Raw genomic sequence first — 22446 nt, 5'->3', positions numbered from 1 at the left:
CGATGAACGAGTTGTCCAGAAGAAGGTTCGTGCAGGCCGGCGGGGTCGCCGCGGCGGCGGTCACGGCGAGCGGCACGATCGTGGCGCCCGCCTCGGCCGCGCCCGCGACAGGCGCACCCGCGACGGGCAGGGCCCGGACGCTGCGCCCGGTCGATCTTCAGGTCGACCACCTGCCGTCGCCGCTCGGCATCGACGCCACGAAGCCGACGCTGAGCTGGCGGTTCGCCGCAGGGCCGCGCAACGCCGTCCAGTCCGCGTACCAGGTGCGGGCCGCCACCTCGCAGGCGCGCCTCGCCCACCCCGACCTGTGGGACTCCGGCAAGGTCGGCGGCGGGGCGGTGTCGGCCGTGTACGCCGGACGTGCGCTGAAGTCCCGCGAGCGGGCGTCCTGGCAGGTCAGGGTGTGGGACGGTCATGGCCACGCGTCCGCGTGGAGCGACCCGTCGCATTTCGAGATGGGCCTGCTCGCCGCCGCCGACTGGACGGCCCAGTGGATCGGGAACGAGGCGTGGTCCGCGGACCCGGTACCCGCCGCCGCGACGGTCGCGTTCCCCGCCCGATCCGCCCGGTACGTCCGGCTGAACGTGACCCGGCTCGGGCTCCCGCTCAAGGAGGGCTGGCCGTACAAGGTGTCGCGGCTGCAACTCGCCGAGATCCAGGTGCTGGACGGGGCGTCCGGAACGAACGTGGCGTCGAAGGCGCCCGTGACCGCGTCCGAGAGCTACACGGTCGGCGGCCAATGGGAACCGAAGGCCGTCACGGACGGGTCCCTCACCAGCGACGCCGCCCCCTTCGGTTACACGAGCATGGAGCGTAAGGAACAGGACCTCACTGACCCCATCTGGATCCAGATCGACCTCGGCAAGGAGCAGCGGTTCGACCGGGTCCTGCTCTACCCGCGCACGGACGCGACGACCGACGACGGGAAGACGGCCAACTTCCCGGAGGACTTCACCGTCCAGACGTCCGGCGACGGCAAGACGTTCGAAACCGCCGCCACGGTCGAGGGACAGGAGGCGCCGCCGCCGCTGCACCGGCAGCCCGAGGCGCTCCCGGTCTTCCAGCGCGAGTTCAAGCTGCACAAACGCGTCCGTTCGGCACGCCTCTATGCGACGGCACTCGGCGTCCTGGACATCACCGTGAACGGACGCCCGGTCAGTGACGCCGTCCTAGAACCGCCCTACAGCGCGTTCAAGGAGCGGCTCGTCTACTCCACCTACGACGTGACCAGGCTGCTGCGTCGCGGCGGCAACCGCGTGCAGGTGGAACTGGGCACGGGCATGGCGCATGTTCCGCCGACGCCCGGCCGCTACGAGAAGCTGACCCGCTCGGACGGGAAGCCCACGTTCCTCGGCCAGCTCGAGATCGCCTACACCGACGGGTCGCGCGAGGTCGTCGCGTCCGACACGTCCTGGCGCACCGCCCTCGGCGCGACCACCTTCACGAACTGGTACGGCGGCGAGGACCACGACGCGCGCCGCACCCCGGAGGACTGGTCGGACGCGGTGAAGGTCGCCTCGCCCACGGCCCGGCTCGCCGCCCGGACCGCGCCGCCGATCGTCCCCGCCGGCACGTTCCGCACCAAGAAGATCACGCAGCCGAAGGACGGCGTCTACGTCGTCGACCTCGGCACGAACTTCGCGGGCTGGCCGGAACTGCGCGTCAGTGGACCGGCCGGGACGAAGGTCACGATGCGCCCCGGCGAGCTCCTCGCCGACGACGGGACGGTCAGCCAGCACACCACCGGCTCGCCCATCTGGGACACCTACACGCTCTCGGGCAAGGGCACCGAGACGTGGCATCCCCGGTTCGTCTACCACGGCTTCCGCTACCTGCAGCTCGAAGGGCTGCCGTCCGCCCCGGACGACGGCACGGTCACCGGGATCGTGCTGCGCGCCGGCAACGCGAAGGCGGGGTCGTTCACCAGCTCGCACGGGCTCCTCAACGACATCCACAAGATCATCGACCGGGCCGTGCAGAGCAACATGTACTCCGTCCTCACCGACTGCCCGCACCGGGAGAAGCTCGGCTGGCTGGAGCAGGCCAACCTCGTGTTCCCCGCCGTCGCACGCAACTACGACGTGAACGCCTACTACGGCTCGATCGTCCGCGACATCGCCGAGGCCCAGACGCAGGACGGTCTCGTGCCGGACATCGCACCCGAGTTCACCGTGTTCTCCGGCGGGTTCAGGGACGACCCCAACTGGGGCAACGTCATCGTGTTCGCGCCCTGGCAGATGTACCGCGCCTACGGGGACGTGGCCACGCTGCGCACCTACTACCCGAACATGGTGCGTTACGTCGACTACCTGTCGGCCAAGGCGGACGGGCATCTCCTCGACTACGGCCTCGGCGACTGGATCACGTTCGACAACAGCACCCCGAAGGGCGTCACCGCCACGTTCGGCTACCACCGCGCCGTGTCCGCCCTCGCCCGCATCGCGAAGGTCATCGGTCAGGACGCCGACGCGGCGAAGTACGAGACCCTCGCCGACGACATCGGGGCGGCGTTCAACGCCGAGCACGCCACCGGAGACACCTACGGCTCCGGGAGCCAGGCGTGCGACGCGCTGGCGCTGGACATGGGCGTCGTCCCGGCCGACAAGAAGGACGCCGTTCTCGGCCACCTCGTGAACAGCATCAAGGCGAAGGGCTACCACCTCACGGTCGGCGAGATCGCGCTGCCGTCGGTGTTCCACGTCCTGTCCGCGGAGGGGCGCGACGACGTGATCCACGCGTTCGCGACGCAGACCGGAAACCCCAGCTACGGGTACCAGGTCGTGCACGGCGCGACGTCGCTGACCGAGAACTGGGACGGCCCCACGTCCGGCGCCTCGCAGAACCACTTCATGCTCGGCGCGATCGACGAATGGTTCCACGCCGGGCTCGCGGGCCTCGGCCAGGCCGACGACTCGATCGCCTTCGAGACCCTCCTCCTCCGCCCGGCCGTCGTCGGCGACATCACGCGTGCCGCCGCCACCTACGAGACGCCGCGCGGGCACGCCGCGGCGTCGTGGCGCCGCACCGGCAAGAAGGTCCGGCTGGACGTCACCGTCCCGCCCGGCACCAAGGCCCGCGTGGAGTTCCCGCTGCTCGGCGGGACCGCCAAGCCGAAGGCGCCCCGGGACGCCCGCTGGATCGGCGTGCAGAACGGCCGCGCCGTCTTCGAGGTCGGCTCCGGCGACTGGAAGTTCGACGGGACCGCCTCGTGAGCGGCATCAGCAGGCGGCACTTCCTGGGGGCGTCGGCGGCCGGGGCGGCGGGCGCGGTCGTCCTCGGCCCGGCCGGGGGCACCGCGTCGGCGGCGCCCCCGGCCGCCCGCACGCCGTCCGGGCTGCTGACCTCGCTGCTGCCGGACGGGCTCGGCGTCACCGCGGCCAGGCCGAGGCTGAGCTGGCAGGTCGCCGACCTCGGCCACGGCACGAAGCAGACGCACTACCAGGTCCAGTTCGCCACGACGCCCTCGCGGCTGGGCGGGCGGCACGTCTGGGACAGCGGCCGGGTCGCGTCCGCCGACTCCGTGGCCGTCCCGTACGGCGGCCCCGCTCTGTCGCCGCGGACCGTCTACTGGTGGCGCGTCCGGATGTTCGACGGCCACGGGTCGTCCCGCTGGTCGGAGCCCGCCCTGCTGGCCACGGGCGTCGCCGACTGGACGGCCGAACCGATCTGGGCACCGGCCGTGCAGGCGCCGGGCGACGGCGTCCTCAAGGCCCGCGTGCAGATCACCTCGGTCGCGGCGAGCCTGTGGTTCCGCGCGTCCGGGACGAGCGCCAACTACCTGTGGCAGCTGCGTGCCGGGACCCCCGGTGTGCTGAAGAAGCACGTGTGCGTCAAAGGCACCTACCAGGTGCTGGAGGAGAAGCGGCTCTCGATCCCGGTCGAGACGGGCCGCTGGTACGACGTGACCGTCGAGATGGCGGGCTCCACGTTCACGACGTCCATCGACGGCACCGAGGTCGACAGCACCACAGACGGCACGTACCGGACGGGCACGGTCGGCATCCGCAACGGTTCCAGCGAGGCGAACGTGTGGGACCGCGTCACCTTCACCACCGTCGACGGCAAGGCCGTGGTCGACGAGGATTTCACCGACGGCCGGGGCACGTTCGGCGCCGGGACCGTCGCCGACGGTGCCTTGACCCTGGGCAAGGGCCAGTCGACGCTGTCGTCGGCGGGCTTGGCGGACGACGACTGGGCGCTGCTGCGCACCGAGTTCACACCGGCGCGCAAGCCGATCGCGGCGGCGATCCTGCATGTCGCCGCGCAGTCGCCGTCGCCGATCCGGCAGTACCCGGCGAAGATCTGGGTCAACGGTGACGTGGCCGGTTTCGCGTCCATGCGCAGTGGGGCCGGAGCGCCGCGCTACCACTCGTTCGACGTGACGAAGGCGCTGCGTCCGGGACGGCGCAACGCGCTGGCCGCCCTGGCGTTCACCACCGACGACAAGCGATTCCTCGCCCAGCTCGTCATCACCTACGCCGACGGGACGACCACCACCGTCGACAGCGGCGCATCGTGGAAGGCGCGCCGCCAGGCCGGGATGCTGCGCGACGGCGGGACCATCGGCTCCGGCTTCTACACCGGCCCCCAGGAGTACTGGGACATGCGGCAGGAGCCGGCCGGCTGGACGAGCCCCGGCTTCGACGACTCCGGCTGGGAAACGGCGGCGGTTAAGGCGGCCATCGACGGGCTGGAGCCCGCGCTGGTCGAGCCGGTCGGGCTGTACGACGTCGAGCCCGCGTCCGTCCGGAAGGTCTCGTCCGGGACCTGGCTCGTCGACCTCGGACGGGAGATCGCCGGCGGGCTGCGCCTGTCGGTGCGCGGCAGGGCCGGGCAGACCGTCGAGGTCCGGCTCGGCGAGGAGCTGAACGACGACGGCACGGTCAAGTACGCGCTCCGCGCCGGCGTCACCTACAAGGAGACCTGGACCCTCCGCGACGGCCGGCAGACCATCGAGCACTGGGGCTACCGCGGATTCCGCTACGCGCAACTGATCTGCGACGACGACCTCGACCTTTCGAAGGCCGTCACCGGGCGCGCCTGGCGGGCCGCGTGGCGCGACTCCGACGCATCGTTCGCAAGCTCCAGCCGCGACCTCGACCGCGTGTACGAGCTGTCCCGCTACTCGATCGAGGCGACCCGCGGCGACCTCTACATCGACACCCCGACCCGCGAACGCGGCCCCTACGAGGGCGACGCGCTCATCAACCAGGCGTCCGAGTACGGGGTGCAGCGCTCGTTCGCTCTGGCCCGCGCGTCCGACGTGTACCTGGCGCGCAACCACACCTGGCCGACCGAGTACCGGCTGATGAACGTCATGTCGGCCTGGCAGGACTACCTGCACACCGGCGACCCGGAGCAGCTCGCCGCCGACTACGACATTCTCGCGACCAAGCACCTGACGTCGTACCTGGGCGACGACGGGCTCGTCCACAAGGACCCCGGATCGTCCAGCCACGACCTCGGTGACCTGGTCGACTGGCCGGCGTCCAACCGCGACGGCTACGTGTTCACCGACGTGAACACGGTCGTGAACGCATGCCAGTACGCCGCGTTCACCGCGATGGCCGACATCGCGGCAGCCCTGGGCAAGACCGCCGATGCGAAGAAGTGGCGGGCGTCCGCCGACAAGCTGGCCGGCGCAATGCGCGCGAAGCTCCTCAACGCGTCCAACGGGCGATTCGTCGACGGCATAGGCACCACGCACAGCGCGCAGCACGCGACCGCGTTCCCCGTCGCGCTCGGTGTCGCCGACCCGCTGCCCGATTCCGTCGTCCGCGCCCTCGGCAAGACGCTCGCGGACGGCGGAATGAAGGTCAGCGTCTACGGCGCGCAGTTCCTCTTGGACGCCCTGTTCGCCACCGGTCAGGCCGAAGCCGCGATCGGGCTGATGACGTCCACCGGCATGAGTTCCTGGCTGCACATGCTGGACGACCTCGGCGCGACCATCGTGACCGAGGCGTGGGACCCGTCCCTCAAGTCGAACATGACGTTCTCGCACGCCTGGGGCTCGGCTCCCGCGAACGCGCTCCCGCGGCACGTCCTCGGCGTGCGGATCACGAAACCGGGTGCGGCCGAGATCGAGGTGCGGCCCCGCCCCGGCGGCCTGGACCGCGTCTCCGGGCGCGTCCCCACGATCCGCGGACCGGTCGCCGTCGCGCTGAACCGCGACACGAAGTACCGCCTGGACGTGGACGTGCCGCCCAACACGTCCGCCCGCATCGTCGTCGAGCTGGGCGACGACGACCCGCGCGCCTTCCACGTCACCGGACCCCACGCCCGCGCCCCCCGCTCCACGGGCCAGGACGCCACCGGCCGGCTCCTCGCCATCGGCCCGGTCGGCTCCGGCCGCACGACAGTCAGCAGGAGGAAGTAAGTGAACGACGACCGCAACGGGGGAGTCACGCGGCGGCGCGTGCTGCAGATCGGCGGCGCCGCCGCGGCTGCGGTGGCCGCGGCCCCCGCTCTCGGGGGCGAGACCGCACAGGCCGCACCGAAACCGGGCGGGTTCACCCGCCCCGGCCCGGCGGTGCGGCCCCGGTTCCGCTGGTGGTGGCCGGACGGCCTGGTCGACCCAGGGGAGATCCGGCGGGAGATCGACCAGATCGCCGCCGCCGGGTTCGGCGGTGCGGAGATCGCCGCGGTGCACCACAGCATCGACGACAAGTCCGTCCTGGACCCGGAGGGGCACGGCTGGGGCACCCCGGCCTGGACCGCGGGCGTCGAGGCGGCGCTCGACCAGGCCGCCCGCCGCCGCATCACCGTCGACCTGACGATCGGCCCGGCCTGGCCCGCCGCCGTCCCGACGATCACTCCGGACGACGAGGCGGCCGTCCAGGAGCTCGCCTACGGGACGGTGGCCGTCGCGGGCGGCGGCACCCACGACGGCCCGGTCCCCGGACCGGTCACCGCGGCCGGCGACGGCGTGACGAAGCGGCACCTCGTCGCCGTCCACGCCGTCAAGATCGACACCGCGAACGCGACCCGGAAGGAGACCGGCCTCGACCCGGCGTCCCTCACGGACCTGACCGGGACGGCCGCGGGGGAGCGGATCACCTGGACGGTCCCCGCCGGCGGCGACTGGCTGCTGTTCGCCTACTGGCGGCGCGGCAGCGGGCAGCGGCCCGAGTCCGGCCCGCACTCGTCCCCGGACAGCTGCGTCGTCGACCACTTCAGCAGGGCCGGAACCCGCGCCGTCACCGCGTTCTGGGAGGCGCGGCTGCTCACCCGCGACATCCGCAGGCTGATCAGACGGGCCGGCGCGACGCTTTTCGAGGACTCGATCGAGCTGGAGACCGACGCCCTCAACTGGACGCCCGGCCTGCCCGCCGAGTTCGAGCGGCGGCGCGGCTACGACCTGATGCCGTACCTGCCGGTGGTCGTCCGCAACGACGAGGACACCCAGTTCGCCTACGACGCGGCGACCACGTCCCATGTCCGGCACGACTTCTGGCTGACGATCTCCGACCTGCTCAACGAGTACCACTTCGCGGCGGTCGCAACGTGGGCGCACTCGATCGGCCTGCGGTACCGCGCACAGCCGTACGGGCTGGAGACCGACGCGATCCAGTCCGCCGCCATCCTGGACGTTCCGGAAGGGGAGTCGCTCGGTTTCAAGAACCTGGACGACTACCGCGTGCTCGCCGGGGGCCGCGACATGGGCGGACGGAAGATCCTCTCCAGCGAGGCGGGCGCCTACCCGGGCGGCGCCTACAACACCACCTGGGGCAAGGTCCTGCGCACCATGGGCGGCGCGTACGCGGCAGGGCTGAACCAGACCGTCCTGCACGGCTTCTCTTACGCTCACGTCCCCGGCGCGGCCTGGCCGGGCTTCGCGGCGTTCACCCCCTACAACGGGGGGATCGGCTACTCCGAATCGTGGGGGCCGCGCCAGCCGACGTGGAGGCACGTCCCGGACGTGGCCGCGTACATGTCCCGCGTCCACCAGGCCATGCAGGCGGGCGAGAGCCGCATCGACGTCGCCGTGTTCCGCCAGAAGGGCTACTCCAAGACCGGAATCGGCGCCGCATGGTTCACCAAGAGCGGTGTCCCGGTGGGCTGGACGCATCAGTTCGTCAGCGCACCTGTGCTCGACCTGCCGTCAGCGACGGTGTCGGACGGCCGCCTCGCCCCGGACGGCCCCGCTTACAAGGTCCTGTTCGTCGAAGGCGACCGCTTCTCCGGCAAGGAGTGCACGCTGCCGCTCGACACGGCCCGCACCATGCTGAAACTGACGAAGGCCGGTCTGCCGCTGGTCTTCCTGGGCGACTGGTCGGCCGCCACACTCACGGGCCTGGCGCACGACGGCGAGAACGAGCGACTGCGTGCGCTGCTCAAGCAGTTGTTCGCACAGCCGCGCGTCCGCAACGTCCTAGAAGAGGCGGACGTGCCCGGTGCGCTCGACGACCTGGGGTTGCGCCCGGCGGTCCGCTACGCGGAGGCGTCCACGCTCCTCACCGCGCACCGGCAGGACGGCCGCACCGACTATTACTACCTGTGCAACGGCAAGGACGCCGAGACGCCCAAGCCGCCCGTCGCCGCGATCGACCACGAGGTCACATTGACCCGCTCCGACCGGCGGGCCGTCCCGTACCGGCTCGACCTGTGGACGGGCGAGACCGAGCGGATCGCCGTCCACCGCGCGGACGGCGACACGATCACGCTCCGGGTGGCGCTCCAGCCGTCCGAGGCGACCGTGATCATGCTGGCGCGCGGCGGCCGTGCGCCGTCCGCCACCGCCTCGGAGGCGCAGCTCCGCGTCGACCGGCAGCGCCTGATCGCCCGCGCGACCGCCGCAGGCAGGTACACCACCACCCTGCCCGGCGGCCGCACCGTCACGACCACGATCGGCGCCGTCCCGGCCGCGCAGACCCTCACGTCCTGGCGGCTCCGCGTCGAGGACATGACACCGGACGGCACGAAACGCCACGACCTGCGACTCGACGGCCTGAAGGCGTGGCCGGACATCCCCGAACTCGCGGACGTCTCCGGCATCGGCACCTATACCACCACCGTGCACTGGACGGGCGGCGCAGGCGCCCTGCTGGAGCTCGGCGAGGTCCTCGACACCTGCCGCGTCACCGTCAACGGCCACCGCCTCCCGGTCAGCGTGGTCGTTCCGACCGTGGACATCGGCCCCCACCTGCGGCGCGGCCGCAACACCATCGAGGTCGAGGTCGCCACGACGCTGAACAACCGGCTCCGCGTCTGCGACCCGGACGTCTACGGCAACGCGTCCCGCCAGAACTACGGCCTGATCGGCCCCGTCCGCCTCGTCCCCTACGGCGAGGCGCCCGTCCGCACCCATTGAACCCTCGCGAGGAATCCATGTATCGCAGAGTGGTCAGAAGGCACGGCGTGGCTGCCATCGCGCTGAGCCTGTCCGCCTTGGTCGAGGCCCAGGACGCACCGCTCGGCGCCGCCCAGGCGAAGCCGGGCCGCCACCCTGCGCCCTGGGAGCGCTACAACCTGTCCCCGTCATCCCGGACGCTCCATCCCGCTTCTGTTTACAAGACAGAAGGGGCGGTGACCGACGCCAACGCCTTGCTCGGGGGCCGCAAGACGCGTCTCGACGGCGCCGGGGCGTCCATCACGCTCGACTTCGGCAAGGAGGTCAGCGGGCTCGCTACGCTGCACTTCGCCGGGTCCGACGGCCCGCAGAAGGTCGGCGCCGCGTTCGCCGGATCGTCCACCTACGTGGACATCAGGAGCGACGCTTCCACCGGCGGACCGCCCAGCCAGGACGGCGCGCTCTCCGTCGACGTCGACGGGCGCACGTCCTACACCACGCCCGCGGAGCAGGTGTCCCTGCATTACACCGCCGCGCCCCAGATGAAGGACCCGTCCAAGTACGCCAACTACTTCTATTCGAGCGACGACCTGCTGAATCGCATCTGGTACGCGGGCCTACACGATCCAGCTCAACACCGTCTCCCCGAAGACCGGGCGGGTCTGGGAGGCGCCGGCGGCGCTGTGGGACAACACCGGCGACGTCGGCGCCGGCGACATGATCCTCGTGGACGGCGCTAAGCGCGACCGGACGGTCTGGCCCGGCGACCTCGGCATCGAGATTCCGAGCGCCTACGCCGCGTTCGACGACACCGAGTCCGCCCGCAACGCGCTCACCACCGTGTACGACCACCAGCGCGACACCGGCGAGCTGCCCTGCTCCGGCCCCCAGCTGAACAAGTACGGCTCCGACACCTATCACCTGTGGAACCTCGCCGCGACCTGGGACTACTACCGCTATACCGGCGACACCCGCTGGCTGTCGGGTGTCTGGGACCGGTACAAGAAGGGTGTCGGCCTCATCGCCGGGAAGGTGGACGGCAAGGGCCTGGTGTCGATCACCAACACGTTCGACTCCGTCCGGATACTGGCCAAGGGCGAGAACCTCATCGCGAACGTACTGTGGCGCGTCCTCGACACCGGCTCGCGGCTGGCGAAGGCGCAAGGCGACGCCGCACTCGCCGCCACGTACGCCGAACGGGCCGAGGCCCTCCGCAAGGCCGTCAACGCCAACTTCTGGGACGAGACGGCGCGTGTACAAGTTCTACCCGGACTCGACGATCCACCCGCAGGCCGGCAACTCCCTCGCCGCCTGGTACGGCCTCGCTGGCCAGGAGCGGGCCCGCCGCATCAGCGTGTCCCTCAAGGGCAACTGGAGCGAGGTCACCTCCACCGCGCCCGAGAACAAGGGCAACCCTGGGGTCTTCTCCGGTTCGATGGAGGTCAACGCCCACGTCGCCGCCGGCGGCCGGACCGCCGACCAGGCGGGCGTGGACATCATCCGCCGCGACCAAGGGTTCTTAGTTGTTAGCTGAATCATCAGTGTTTCTCAGTTTCCGTCTGGGATGGTCAGCGGGTGAAGCTTTCGGAGTGGGTGCGGCGGAACGGGGTGCACTACCAGACCGCCTGGAAATGGGCGAGGGACGAGCAGATGCCGGTCCCGGTGGTGAAGACCGCCACCGGCCGGTACCTGGTCCTGGAACCCGCCCCGGTCGAGGAGCCCCGCACGGCCGCGTACTGCCGGGTGTTCTCGGCCGACCAGGAAGCCGACCTGCACGGCAGGCGGGCCGGGTCGTGGCCGCGGCGACCGGGATGGGCCTTGCCGTCGCCGAGGTGGTGACCGAGGTCGGGTCCGCGCTGAACGGCAGGCGCCCGAAGCTGGCCCGGCTTCTGGCCGACCCGGCGGCCGGGGTGATCGTGGTCGAGCGCCGCGATCGCCTCAGCCGGTTCGGGCTGGAGCACTTGTCGGCCGCGCTCGCGGCGTCCGGCCGCCGGATCGTGGTGATCGACGACACCGAGATCGACGACAGCGAGGTCGAGGACGACATGGTGCGGGACATGACCGAGGTTCTCACCTCGTTCTGCGCGCGCTTGTACGGGCGACGCTCGGCCAAGCGACGCGCCACGGCGGCCCTGGACGCGGCGGGGGCGGCGTGACCACCCGGCAGGGCTACCGGATCGAACTCGCTCCGACTCCGGCGCAGGCCGCCAGGCTGGGGCAGCATGCGGGGCTGTCGCGGGTGGTGGAGAACTTTTGCCTGGAGAAGGTCAAGGCCGCCCTCGCCCAGCGGGAAGCCGAACGGTCCTACGGCGTTTCGATCGCGGACCAGACGCCGGTGCCGTGGACGGCCCCCGCGCTGGAGCGTCTGTGGCGCGTCCAGCACCGCGACCGGTACCCGTGGTTCACTGCGGAGGGGCTGTCGTCTCGGGTTCCCAAGGAGGCGTGCCGGGTCCGCGCGGCCGGGTTCACCAGCTTTTTCGACTCCCGCTCCGGCGCCCGCAAAGGCGCCCGCGTCGGATTCCCGGACTGGCGGAAACGCAAGCACGGGTCCCGGTTCCGCTACGACGCCGACCGTGCGCGGCCCGCCCACCCCCGTGCGGTGCACCTGCCCGGGGTCGGGAAGGTCGGCACCCGCGAAGACATGACCTGGCTCACCGGCCGCATCGCCGCCGGGACCGCACGGGTGGTCGGCGCGACAGTGAAACAGACGGCGGGCCGCTGGTGGGTGTCGTTCCAGATCGAGACCGACCGCACCGAGGTCAACCAGGCGCGGGAGGTCCCGCAGGACGCTCCGGCATGCGGGATCGACGTCGGAGTGAAGACGTTCGCGACGATCGTGGACGACGACGGCACCGTCACCGAACTCCACGCCCCCAAGCCGCTGAAGGCTGCGCTCCGCAGGCTTCGCCGTGCCAACCAGTCCCTGTCCCGCAAGGCCGTAGGGTCGGCGAACCGGGCCAGTGCCTTCCGCCGGGTCGCCAAGCTCCACCTGGACGTCGCACACCAGCGTGCCGACTTCCTGCACAAGACCACCACGACGCTCGCGAGAACCAAACGAGCGATCGCGGTGGAGACTTTGAACATCGCCGGCATGACCCGCAACCGGCGTCTGTCCCGCGCGATCTCCGATCTCGGGTTCGGCGAGTTCTACCGCCAGTTGGGCTACAAGGCCGACTGGTACGGGGCTCAGGTGTGGGCCGCCGACCGGTGGTTCCCCTCGTCCCGGCTGTGCGGGAACTGCGGGACGGTCAATGCGGCGCTCACCCTGGCCGACCGCGCCTGGCAATGCGGCTGCGGGACGATCCACGACCGCGATACCAATGCTGCGCGCAACCTCCTGACCGCCATGCAGCAGGCCGGGCGGGCCGCCTGACAGCCTGTCGCCGGGCAGTTCCCCGGAGACGCTAAACGCCTGTGGAGGCGACGTAAGACCCCGGCCTGCCGGGGCAGACGCCAGCGAATCAGGAACGAGGATCACTGAGATTCTCCGAACGGCTACATGCTGAACCACCTCTGCGCAGGCTGGCCCGCGCCAAGTACGGGTCGAAGCGGCGCGCCCACGGGGGCCCCTACAGTGCTGGGTGAACCACATCGCGCTGAGGGGATCGGTTGCCATGAGGGGAACGACACTGGCGGTCGTGACGGCCGCGCTGGCCGCCGCTGCAAGTTGCTCCTCGGAACCGGACGGCGCCTCGACGGCCACTCCGCCCCCGAGCCCCGGCCCCGGCCGGACGGGATGTGCTGAGACGAGGCCGGTCGCAGGGGACCGGCTCCCATCCGCACTGAAGCCGGTGTCCGACGAGGGCGTCTATGGATCCGGTGACCTGTGGGTGGACGCCTGGTTCGCCCGCCAGGGCCCTAACGCCTCGATCCAGCACGGGCGTGCCGTGGTGAAGTGGGGCACGTTCACCCTGTACGGCGGGCGGCTGAGCGAACACGGCGGTCCGCCGCACGTCAAGGCCGCACGCCTCAACGGGACCGGGACCGCGAGCACGTCCCCCGAAGAGGACAACTACGCCACGGCGACCTCGGATGACGGTACGCCCTACGGGTTCTGGCCGACGGTGGTCGAGTTCCCGGACTTCGGCTGCTGGCGCGTCACCGTGACCCACGGGCCGGACACTGTGGCCTTCACGGCGCGCGTCACCCGGCCGCCCTCCTAGCCGCGGGCGCATGTTCGGGGGGCGGTTTCGTGGGCACGATCGCGCACGGCACACCATTGAGGGGGGACGGACACAGTGACCGTACCGAACGTTGACCTGATCGACGGGCATGCGATGCCGCAGCTCGGCTTCGGGGTGTTCCAGGTCGGGGACGACGAGGCCGAGCGCGCGGTGGCGGCGGCACTGGAGAGCGGCTACCGCAGCATCGACACGGCCAGCGCCTACCAGAACGAGGAGGGCGTCGGGCGTGCGCTGCGGGCGTCCGGGCTCGCGCGGGACGAGGTGTTCGTCACCAGCAAGCTGTGGAACAGCGAGCAGGGGTACGACAACGCGCTGCGCGCCTGCGACGCGAGCCTGTCCCGCCTCGGCCTCGACCGCCTGGACCTGTACCTGATCCACTGGCCGATGCCGGGCCGCGGCACCTACCTGGAGACCTGGCGGGCGCTGGAGAAGCTGAGGCAGGACGGGCGGGTCCGGTCGATCGGCGTCTCCAACTTCACCGTCGAGACGCTGCACCGGGTCATCGACGAGGCCGACGTCGTCCCGGCGGTCAACCAGATCGAGCTGCACCCGTACTTCCAGCAGGACGGCCTGCGCGCGCTGCACCGCGACCACGGCGTCCGCACCGAGGCGTGGGCGCCGCTCGGGCAGGGCCACGGCCTCCTGGACGATCCGGCGCTCGCCCGCATCGCGCAGGCGCACGGCCGCACCCCGGCGCAGGTCGCGCTCCGCTGGCACCTGCAGATCGGGAACGTGGTGATCCCGAAGTCGGTGACGCCGTCCCGGATCGCCGAGAACATCGACGTGTTCGGCTTCGAGCTGACGCCCGACGACATGAAGAGCATCGGCGAGCTGGACAAGGGCCTTCGCGTCGGCCCCGATCCGGCCACCTTCGAGACGGCCTAGCGAAGCCCGCCCCCGGCTCTGAGCTTGGATTGTCACGGAGCGTAACGTCCCGTGCATGGGGGAGAGCTGGACGGGGCCGGGCGGGCTGCGCGTGACCGCGGTGCGGCTGACGGGGACGCACCGGGTGTGGGCCGGGCTCGCCGGTGTGCGGGGGCCGAGCGCGTTCCTGGTGACGCGGAAGGGGAGACTCGTCGGGCGGGGCTACTTCCCGTCCGTCGAGGACCTCGCCGAGGTGGTCGATCTCGCGGAGCTCCGCGCGGAGTAGCGGTTGCGCGGACCGGCCCCGCGCCTGTAGTCGGTGATGGGTGGGACAGCGCATGCATGATGTCGTCGTGGTCGGATCGGTCAACGCGGACCTGGTGGTGGGCGTCGAGCGGCGGCCCGGGCCGGGGGAGACCGTCCTCGGGTCCGACCTCGCCACCCATCCGGGCGGGAAGGGCGCGAACCAGGCGGTCGCGGCGGCGCGGCTCGGCGGCCGGGCCGGGATCGTCGGGCGGGTCGGCGACGACGGGCACGGCGGGCTGCTGCGCGACGCCCTCGCCGCCGACGGCGTCGACCTCGCCCATCTGGTGACGACTCCGGAGGCGCCGACCGGCGTCGCGCTGATCACGGTCGGCCCGGACGGCGACAACAGCATCATCGTGTCGCCCGGCGCCAACGCCCGGCTCGGCCCGGACGACGTCGAGCGTGCCCGAACGATGATCAGCGGTGCGTCCGTGGTGTCGTTCCAGCTGGAGGTGCCGCTGCCCGCCGTCCGCAGGCCGGGCGCGCAGAGCTCGTTCCCCACGCCGGACGAGCTGCCCGGATAGCTCAGCGGGTCGTGCGGGCGCGCAGCCGGTACAGCTCGTCGGCGACGTCGTGGACGTCCTCGCCGAGGTCGAACGCGCTGAACAGGTGCAGGTCGCCGACCGTCTCGATCTCCAGCATCCGGGTGTGCAGCAGGAGCCGGCGCCGCTCGTCGACCCGGATGCCCGTCACCTCGCCCCACCGGATGCCGCGGTGCCCGGCGTAGCCCGACACGACGGTGATGCCGTCGCCGTCGGCGGCGAGCCGGACCGGGGCGACCAGGTCGCGCAGTGCCAGCACGTTCAGCCCGAGCGCCGCCGCGCCCGCCAGGAAGAGGAACTGGGGGTCGTGGGAGTACAGCACGATGAGCGCCGTGACCGCCGCCGCCCCGGCGCACTTCACCGCCACGTGACCTGGCGGTACACGCCACCGCCGCTGCGAACCCGCGTCCATGCCCGAGACCATAGCCGCAGCCGGGGCTGCCCGGGCCGGGGACGCTCCGATACCGTCGGCAGCATGCGACTCGGCGTGCTGGACGTGGGCTCGAACACGGTGCACCTGCTGGTGGTCGACGCCCACCAGGGGGCGCGGCCCCTCCCCGCTTTCTCCCACAAGGCGGACCTGCGGCTCGCCGCCCACCTGGAGGAGGGCGACCGCCTCTCCGCGGAGGGGGAGGCGCTGCTGCGCGACTTCGTCGACGAGGCGCTGCAGATCGCCGAGGACAAGGGCGTCGAGGACCTGGTCGCGTTCGCCACCTCCGCCGTCCGCGAGGCCGCCAACGGCGACGACGTCCTCACCCGGATCCGCGACGACAAGGGGATCGACATCCGGGTGATGCACGGCGAGGAGGAGGCCCGGCTGACGTTCCTCGCCGTCCGGCGGTGGTTCGGCTGGTCGTCGGGGCGGCTCCTGGTCGTCGACATCGGCGGCGGCTCGCTGGAGGTCGCGTCCGGCATCGACGAGGAGCCGGACGCGACGTTCTCGCTGCCGCTCGGCTCGGTCCGGCTCACCCGCGACCGGTTCACCGCCGACCCGCCGCCCCCGGACGAGATCCGCGAGCTGCGCCGGCACGTCCGGGCGGAGATCGCGCGCAAGGTCGGCGACGTCGCCCGCTACGGGCCGCCCGACCACGCCGTCGCCACGTCCAAGACGTTCCGGCAGCTCGCCCGGATCGGCGGTGCCGCCCCGTCGGCCGATGGACCGTACCAGCGCCGCGACCTCACCGCCGCGTCCGTCACCGAGTGGACCGAGAAGCTGGCGAAGATGACCGCCGCCGAGCGCGCCGAGCTGCCCGGCGTGTCCGACGCGCGCGCCCCGCAGCTGCTCGCCGGCGCGATCGTCGCTGACGCGGCGATGGACCTGTTCGAGCTACCGGAGCTGGAGATCTGCCCGTGGGCGCTGCGCGAGGGCGTCATCCTCCGCCGCCTCGACATGATCACGGGCTGAGCGCGCGGGTCACGACCAGTTCGGGTGGCCCAGCGTGCCGCCCTTCGGGGTGACGACGCGGTCGTCCTTGCCGTCGGCGCGGACGGCGTGGAGCACGGGCTTGGCGACCGGCCCCCGCGCGTAGGCGATCCAGCGGCCGTCGGGCGACCAGGCCGGGTCCATGTCGTCCGCGGTGCCCGTGGTCACCGCGCGCGGGCCGGACCCGTCGGCGTTCATCGTCCAGATCGTGCTGGTGGAGTCCGGGCCCCGGGTGAACGCGATCTTGGTGCCGTCGGGCGACCACTCCGGGTCGACGGAGCGGACGCCGTCCGTCGTCAGCCGCGTCCACGCGCCGCCGGGCCGGTCCGGGTCCATGGTGTAGATCTGCTCGCCGCCGTCCCGCCTGCTCCAGAAGGCGAGCCGCCCCTTGGACGACCACATCGGGTCGTCCTTGAACGAGCCGTCGGTGGTGATCGGGGTGGACGAACGGTCCTTGAGGCCGACCACGTAGATCTGCCGGACGCCGTCCCGCACGCCCATGCACGCCAGGCGCGTGCCGTCCGGCGACCAGGTCACCCGGCTGCCGGGCGCGATCCCGATGATCTTCCGCGCGCCCCCGCCGTCGGCGTTCATCACCCATGCGTCGGTGCCCTGGTCACTCGTCCGGGTGAACGCGACCAGCGTCCCGTCCGGCGACCGCTCGGGCAGGATATCGCACTGCGACCCGCCCAGGAGCGTCTTCGCGGACGCCTCGCCGGGCTTGTAGACGCCGATGTCGGCGTGGCAGTCCTTCGGCCACCCCGGCGCCGTGTCGACGCGGACGAACATGGCCGCGGACGGGAACGCGGCGCTCTCCGCCCCGGTGTTCCGCGCGTTGCCGGACGGCCGGTTGTAGTAGTAGACGGCGCCCGCCACGGCGCTCGCGGCCAGCACCGCCGCCGCGGTCGACGCGATCAGCGTGGTCCGCCGGGACGGGCGGTCCGACCGGCGCGGCGCAGGCGGAGGGACGGGCGCGTACTCGCGCTCGGCGGGCGGGTCGGTGCGGTGCTCGTAGGCGGGCACGGTCTGCGGCTCGGGCGCACTGCCCGGCTCAGGTGCGGCGACGTCCCGGGAGGTGACCTGCGGGTCGCCGTCCGGCGGGGACGTCCACGCCTCGCCCAGTTCGGTCGTCACGGCGGCCTCCCCGGCGCCCCCGACGAGGGCGAGCAGCAGGTCGCGGGCGCTCGGCCGCTGCGCGGGGTCCTTGCGCAGCGCCGCCTGGACGAGCCCGGTAAGCGGCGCCGGCAGGTCGCCGGTCTCGGGGTCGGCGTGCACGGCGCGCGCCGCCATGAGCTGGAACGACCCCTGCCCGAACGGGTTGCGGCCGCTCGCGGCGTAGGCCACCAGGCAGCCCCAGGCGAACACGTCCACGGCCGGGGTGACCTGCTGCGTCGTGATCTGCTCGGGCGCGATCCAGCCGGGCGTGCCGACGACCTGGCCCGTCCGGGTGTGGGACGAGGCCATGTCCAGCGCGCGGGCGATCCCGAAGTCGATCACGCGGGGGCCGGAGATGGACAGCAGCACGTTGCTCGGCTTCAGGTCGCGGTGCACCAGCCCGGAGCTGTGGATGGCGACGAGCGCGGCGGCGACGCCGACCGCGACGCCGTGCAGCATCCCCGGCGAGAGGGCGCCGTTCGCGCTGACGTGGTCCAGCAGCGACGGTCCGTCGATGTACTCGGTGACCAGGTAGGCCAGGCCGAGGTCCTCGCCGTGTTCGAGGACCTGCGCGGTGCAGAACGACGCGACCCGCTGGGCGTTGGCGGCCTCGTCGTGGAAGCGGGCGAGGAACGTCCGGTCGCCGGCCAGCTCGGGGCGCACCACCTTCACCGCGACGGCGCGTCCGGCCGGGTCGCGGCCGAGGTAGACGGCGCCCATCCCGCCCTCGCCGATCTTGGCCTCGATCTCGTACCGGCCGATCCGGGTGGGATCGCCCGGGCGCAGCTCACGCAGGGAGGTCGCGTCCATGGAGATCACCTTCCGCCCCCATGGAGCCGCGTCTTGGCGACCGCCCCATGGCGGCACGAGGCCCCAACGCTTCCTTACGATGACAGAGGAGCCGCCAAGGTTCTAGCGTCCGCCGCCCGATCCCGGATCAGTGGAAGTTCCGCGCCTTGACACGGCCGGGGACGGGGAGGCGGCGGAGGCGGGTGGCGCGGACGCTCATGACCCCGTCGACGCGCTCCAGACGCCCGCTGACCAGCAGCGCCTGCGAGTCGACGGCGAGGGCGCGGTGCCGCTGGAACACCTGCGGCGGGCACGTCACGTTGATGATCCCGGTCTCGTCCTCCAGCGTCATGAAGACGATCCCGCCGGCGGTCGGCGGGCGCTGCCGGTGGGTGACGAGCCCGGCGACGACCACGTTGGTCTCGCCCGGCGTCGCGGCGAGGCCCACCGACGACAGGGCGCCCAGCTCGTCCAGCGCCTCCCGGACGTGCGCGACCGGATGGGTGTGCGAGACGCCCGTCGCCCACAGGTCGGCGAGCGTCTCCTCGATCGGCGTCATCGCCGGCAGCGCCGGAGCGGACGCGCCCGGTGTGACGCCCTCAAGCTGCCCTGGGCCGGACCCAGCCAGCGCACCCGCCGCCCACAGGGCCTCACGCCGCGCAAGGCCGAACCGGTCGAACGCGCCCGCCGTGGCGAGCGCCTCCAGGGCGCCGCCGGACAGCGGCACGCGCCGGGCGAGGTCTTCCATGCTCGTGTAGGGACGTCCTGCCGCGATGGCCTCCGCCGTGTCGTCGCCCAGGTTCCGGATGCCGGAGAACCCCAGCCGGATCGCCGGCTGAGGCGCGGCAGGCGCGTGCGGATGGTCGGAGTCGACCTCGATGGGCTCCTCCAGCGTCGGATGGACGCCGCTGGCGTTGATGTCCACACCCCTGACCACGACACCGTGATGCTTGGCATCGCCCAGAAGGCTCTGCGGACTGTAGAACCCCATCGGCTGGTTCCGCACCAGGGCGGCCGTGAACGCGGAAGGGTGATGACGCTTCAGCCAGGCGCTCGCATACACGAGGTGGGCGAAGCTCTGCGCGTGCGACTCGGGGAACCCGAACCCGGTGAAGCCCAGGATCTTCTCGTACACGCTCTCCGCGATGTCGGGCGGGATGCCGCGCTCGGCCATCCCGTCCAGCAGCCGCCGCTTCAGCCGCTCCACGCGCTCGGGCGCGCGCTTGGCGCCCATCGCCTGCCTGAGCTGGTCGGACTCCGCCGGGGTGAAGCCCGCGCAGTCCACGGCGAGCTGCATCATCTGCTCCTGGAACAGCGGCACGCCGAGCGTCCGCGACAGCGCCGGCTCCATCAGCGGATGCGGGCAGACGGCGGGCTCCAGCCCCTTGCGCCGGCGCAGGTACGGGTGGACGGACCCGCCCTGGATCGGCCCCGGCCGGATCAGCGCGACCTCGACCACCAGGTCGTAGAACTCGCGCGGCCGGAGGCGCGGCAGCGTCGCCATCTGCGCCCGCGACTCGACCTGGAACACCCCGACCGTGTCGGCGTCGGACAGCATGTCGTACACCTCCGGGTCCTCGGGAGGAATCGACTGCAGGTCGTAGCGCCGCCCGTGGTGCTCGTCCACCAGGTCGAAGCAGTCGTGCAGCGCCGCCAGCATCCCGAGGCCGAGCAGGTCGAACTTGACCAGGCCGGCCGCCGCGCAGTCGTCCTTGTCCCACTGCAGGACGCTGCGGTCCGCCATCGCCGCCCACTCGATCGGGCAGATCTCGCCGACCGGCCGGTCGGCGATGATCATGCCGCCGGAGTGGATGCCGAGGTGCCGGGGGAGCTTCTGCATCCGGTCCGCCAGCTCCAGCACCGGCGCCGGGATGCCGGTCTCCGGCCCGACCGGGTCGCGCGGGTCGATGCCCTTCGACCAGGCGTCCTGCTGGCCGGGGGAGAAACCGAGCGCGCGGGCCGCGTCCCGGACGGCCATCCGCGGCCGGTAGCTGATGACGTTCGCGACCTGCGCCGTGCACTCCCGCCCGTACTTGCCGTAGACGTACTGGATGGCCTCCTCGCGGCGGCGGTGCTCGATGTCCAGGTCGATGTCGGGCGGGCCGTCGCGTCCGGGCGACAGGAACCGCTCGAACAGCAGCCCGTGCCGGACGGCGTCGACGCCGGTGATGCCGAGCGCGTAGCAGACCGCCGAGTTGGCCGCCGAGCCGCGCCCCTGGCACAGGATCCCCTCGCGCCGGCAGAACTCCACGATGTCGTGCACGATCAGGAAGTAGCCGGGGAAGCGGAGCTGCTCGATGACGTCCAGTTCCTTGGCGATCTGCGCGTACGCGCCGGTGATCCGCTCCTGCTCCGGCGGCCCGTACCGCTTGAGCGCGCCCTCCCTCACCAGGTGCCGCAGCCAGCTCGCCTCGGTGTGCCCGTCCGGGACGGGCCAGTCGGGCAGCCGCGGCGCGACCACGTCGAAGTCGAACAGGCACTCCTTGCCCAACGCGACCGTCCGCTCCTGGACGCCGGGGAACCGCGCCAGCCGCTTCGCCATCTCCGCGCCGCCGCGGACGTGCGCGGTGCCGCCCGCCGGGAGCCAGCCGACCATGTCGTCCAGTCCGCGCCGGGCCCGGACGGCGGCCATCGCCTGCGCCAGCCGCGCGTCCGCCCCGGGCGCCGCGAAGTGCACGTTGTTGGACGCCACCACGTCCACCCCGGCCCGGTGCGCCAGCTCGAAGAGGGCATCGTTGCGGAGGTCGTCGTCGGGCTGGTCGTGGTCGATCAGTTCGACGAACACGTTCTCCCGGCCGAACATGCCGATGAGGTCGCGCAGCTCCCCGTCCGCCGCCTCCGGGCCGCCCGCCTCCAGTGCCGCCGGGACCGGGCCCTTCCGGCAGCCGGTGAGCACGGCCCAGTGGCCGTCGTGCGCGCCGGCGAGGGACTCCAGGTCGTACACGGGACGGCCCTTCTGCCCGCCCGCGAGCTGCGCCGAGGTGATCGCCGAGCAGAGCCGCGCGTATCCGGGGGCGCCCCGCGCGAGCACGAGGAGGTGCCGCCCGGCCGGGTCCGGCTCGCCGGTCTGCGGGCCCGGCAGGCCGAGGCTCAGCTCCGCGCCGAACACCGTCCCGATGCCGGCCTCGCCCGCGGCCTGCGCGAACTGCACCGCGCCGTACATGCCGTCGTGGTCGGTGATCGCCATCGTCTCCACGCCGAGCCGCGCCGCCTCCGCGACGAGCGAGTCGGGATGGCTGGCCCCGTCCAGGAAACTGAACGACGAGTGGGCGTGCAGCTCCGCCCACGGCACCTCCGCCTCGGCGCGCCGCGGGAGGGCGGGCACCTCCGGCGGCTCCTCGGCCGCCCGCTCGGTCTCCGGTGGGCGGCGACCCCCCACACCCCCCGGCAAGGGCCCGTCGGGACGCCATGACAGCTTCTCCTCGAACTCGCGCCACGAGATCGGCGGGTTGTGCCAGCCCATCAGCGCTCCCTAGTCATAGACGGCCTCGATGTGCCAGCGGCCGCCCTCGACGGCGAGCAGGTAGGCGGCGCCGTCGTCGGTGGTGACCTGGAAGCGGGCGCGGCGGCGGGCGGCCTCGGGGTCCCACCAGCGCTCGTCCGCCGGCCAGGGGCCCGTCCAGCCGGTCACGGCGGCCGGACGCCCGTGCACCGCGAGCCTCGCGGGCGGCGCGGACACCTCGCACCGCGCCGACACCACCACCGCCGCGCCGGACGCGTCGACCAGCTCGGCCCGGGGCGGCGCCACGGGCACGGCCGCGGGGGCGGGCCCGGACACCCGTCCCGGCCACGGCCCCTCGGGCGGACCGGCGGGCGGTAGGTCGCCGACCGGCACCCGGACGACCTGCTCGCCCGGCCCGCGCCCGCCCACCCGCCCCGGCCGCGTGATCCCCT

14 protein-coding genes and 2 pseudogenes are annotated in these 22446 nt (G+C 72.5%); 12 read left to right on the top strand and 4 right to left on the bottom strand.

The features are described 5' to 3' along the window. Window positions 1-2: 2 nt before the first annotated feature. From E1293_RS07305 to E1293_RS07255, 11 genes and pseudogenes are all read left to right on the top strand, one after another. Window positions 3-3212, top strand: coding sequence for a family 78 glycoside hydrolase catalytic domain (locus E1293_RS07305; RefSeq protein ID WP_132195170.1), 3210 nt, complete (start codon window positions 3-5; stop codon window positions 3210-3212). Next, window positions 3209-6376: a family 78 glycoside hydrolase catalytic domain gene (locus E1293_RS07300; protein ID WP_132195168.1), complete on the top strand. Its 3168-nt coding sequence runs from the start codon at window positions 3209-3211 to the stop codon at window positions 6374-6376. Before E1293_RS07305 ends, E1293_RS07300 begins: the two co-directional genes overlap by 4 nt. Next, window positions 6377-9310, top strand: coding sequence for a glycosyl hydrolase (locus E1293_RS07295; RefSeq protein WP_132195166.1), 2934 nt, complete (start codon window positions 6377-6379; stop codon window positions 9308-9310). A 47-nt stretch (window positions 9311-9357) separates the two neighbouring features. Continuing rightward, window positions 9358-10029, top strand: coding sequence for a hypothetical protein (locus E1293_RS07290; protein WP_132195163.1), 672 nt, complete (start codon window positions 9358-9360; stop codon window positions 10027-10029). Then, window positions 10016-10819, top strand: coding sequence for an alpha-L-rhamnosidase-related protein (locus tag E1293_RS07285; protein ID WP_165978116.1), 804 nt, complete (start codon window positions 10016-10018; stop codon window positions 10817-10819). Before E1293_RS07290 ends, E1293_RS07285 begins: the two co-directional genes overlap by 14 nt. 45 nt (window positions 10820-10864) lie before the next feature. Beyond that, window positions 10865-11445, top strand: a pseudogene (locus E1293_RS07280) (IS607 family transposase). Further along, entirely contained in the window at window positions 11442-12662 is a 1221-nt protein-coding gene (locus tag E1293_RS07275) for an RNA-guided endonuclease InsQ/TnpB family protein (RefSeq protein WP_132195159.1), read from the top strand. Before E1293_RS07280 ends, E1293_RS07275 begins: the two are co-directional and overlap by 4 nt. A 241-nt stretch (window positions 12663-12903) precedes the next feature. Further along, window positions 12904-13452 (top strand): hypothetical protein, encoded by a 549-nt coding sequence (locus E1293_RS07270; protein ID WP_132195157.1) that lies wholly within the window; start codon window positions 12904-12906, stop codon window positions 13450-13452. Between the two features lie 114 nt (window positions 13453-13566). Further along, window positions 13567-14358, top strand: a complete 792-nt coding sequence (locus tag E1293_RS07265; RefSeq protein WP_132195204.1) for an aldo/keto reductase — start codon at window positions 13567-13569, stop codon at window positions 14356-14358. A gap of 55 nt (window positions 14359-14413) precedes the next feature. Beyond that, on the top strand, window positions 14414-14623 hold the full coding sequence (locus E1293_RS07260) for a hypothetical protein (RefSeq protein ID WP_132195155.1): 210 nt from the start codon (window positions 14414-14416) through the stop codon (window positions 14621-14623). A 52-nt stretch (window positions 14624-14675) separates the two neighbouring features. Further along, on the top strand, window positions 14676-15167 hold the full coding sequence (locus tag E1293_RS07255) for a PfkB family carbohydrate kinase (protein WP_132195153.1): 492 nt from the start codon (window positions 14676-14678) through the stop codon (window positions 15165-15167). Window position 15168: 1 nt separating this feature from the next. On the opposite strand, the gene E1293_RS07250 is transcribed toward E1293_RS07255, so the two are convergent. Further along, window positions 15169-15597, bottom strand: coding sequence for a PH domain-containing protein (locus E1293_RS07250; protein ID WP_132195151.1), 429 nt, complete (start codon window positions 15595-15597; stop codon window positions 15169-15171). Window positions 15598-15660: 63 nt separating this feature from the next. On the opposite strand from E1293_RS07250, the gene E1293_RS07245 reads away from it, so the two are divergent. Continuing rightward, entirely contained in the window at window positions 15661-16590 is a 930-nt protein-coding gene (locus E1293_RS07245) for a Ppx/GppA family phosphatase (protein ID WP_132195149.1), read from the top strand. 9 nt (window positions 16591-16599) lie between these two features. Here the strand turns inward: E1293_RS07245 and E1293_RS07240 are convergent, their stop codons facing one another. The 3 genes and pseudogenes from E1293_RS07240 to E1293_RS07230 form a co-directional block, all read right to left on the bottom strand. Then, complete coding sequence (locus E1293_RS07240; protein ID WP_132195147.1) at window positions 16600-18573, bottom strand: protein kinase domain-containing protein; 1974 nt, start codon at window positions 18571-18573, stop codon at window positions 16600-16602. 127 nt (window positions 18574-18700) lie between these two features. Beyond that, entirely contained in the window at window positions 18701-22015 is a 3315-nt protein-coding gene (locus E1293_RS07235; RefSeq protein WP_132195145.1) for an error-prone DNA polymerase, read from the bottom strand. A 9-nt stretch (window positions 22016-22024) separates the two neighbouring features. Further along, window positions 22025-22446, bottom strand: a pseudogene (locus E1293_RS07230) (DNA polymerase Y family protein); the annotation flags it as partial.

The sequence above is a fragment of the Actinomadura darangshiensis genome (assembly GCF_004349235.1).
Taxonomy (GTDB): domain Bacteria; phylum Actinomycetota; class Actinomycetes; order Streptosporangiales; family Streptosporangiaceae; genus Spirillospora; species Spirillospora darangshiensis.
The sequence above is the reverse complement of the archived record's forward strand: the minus strand, read 5'-3'. Positions and strand labels throughout refer to the sequence as shown.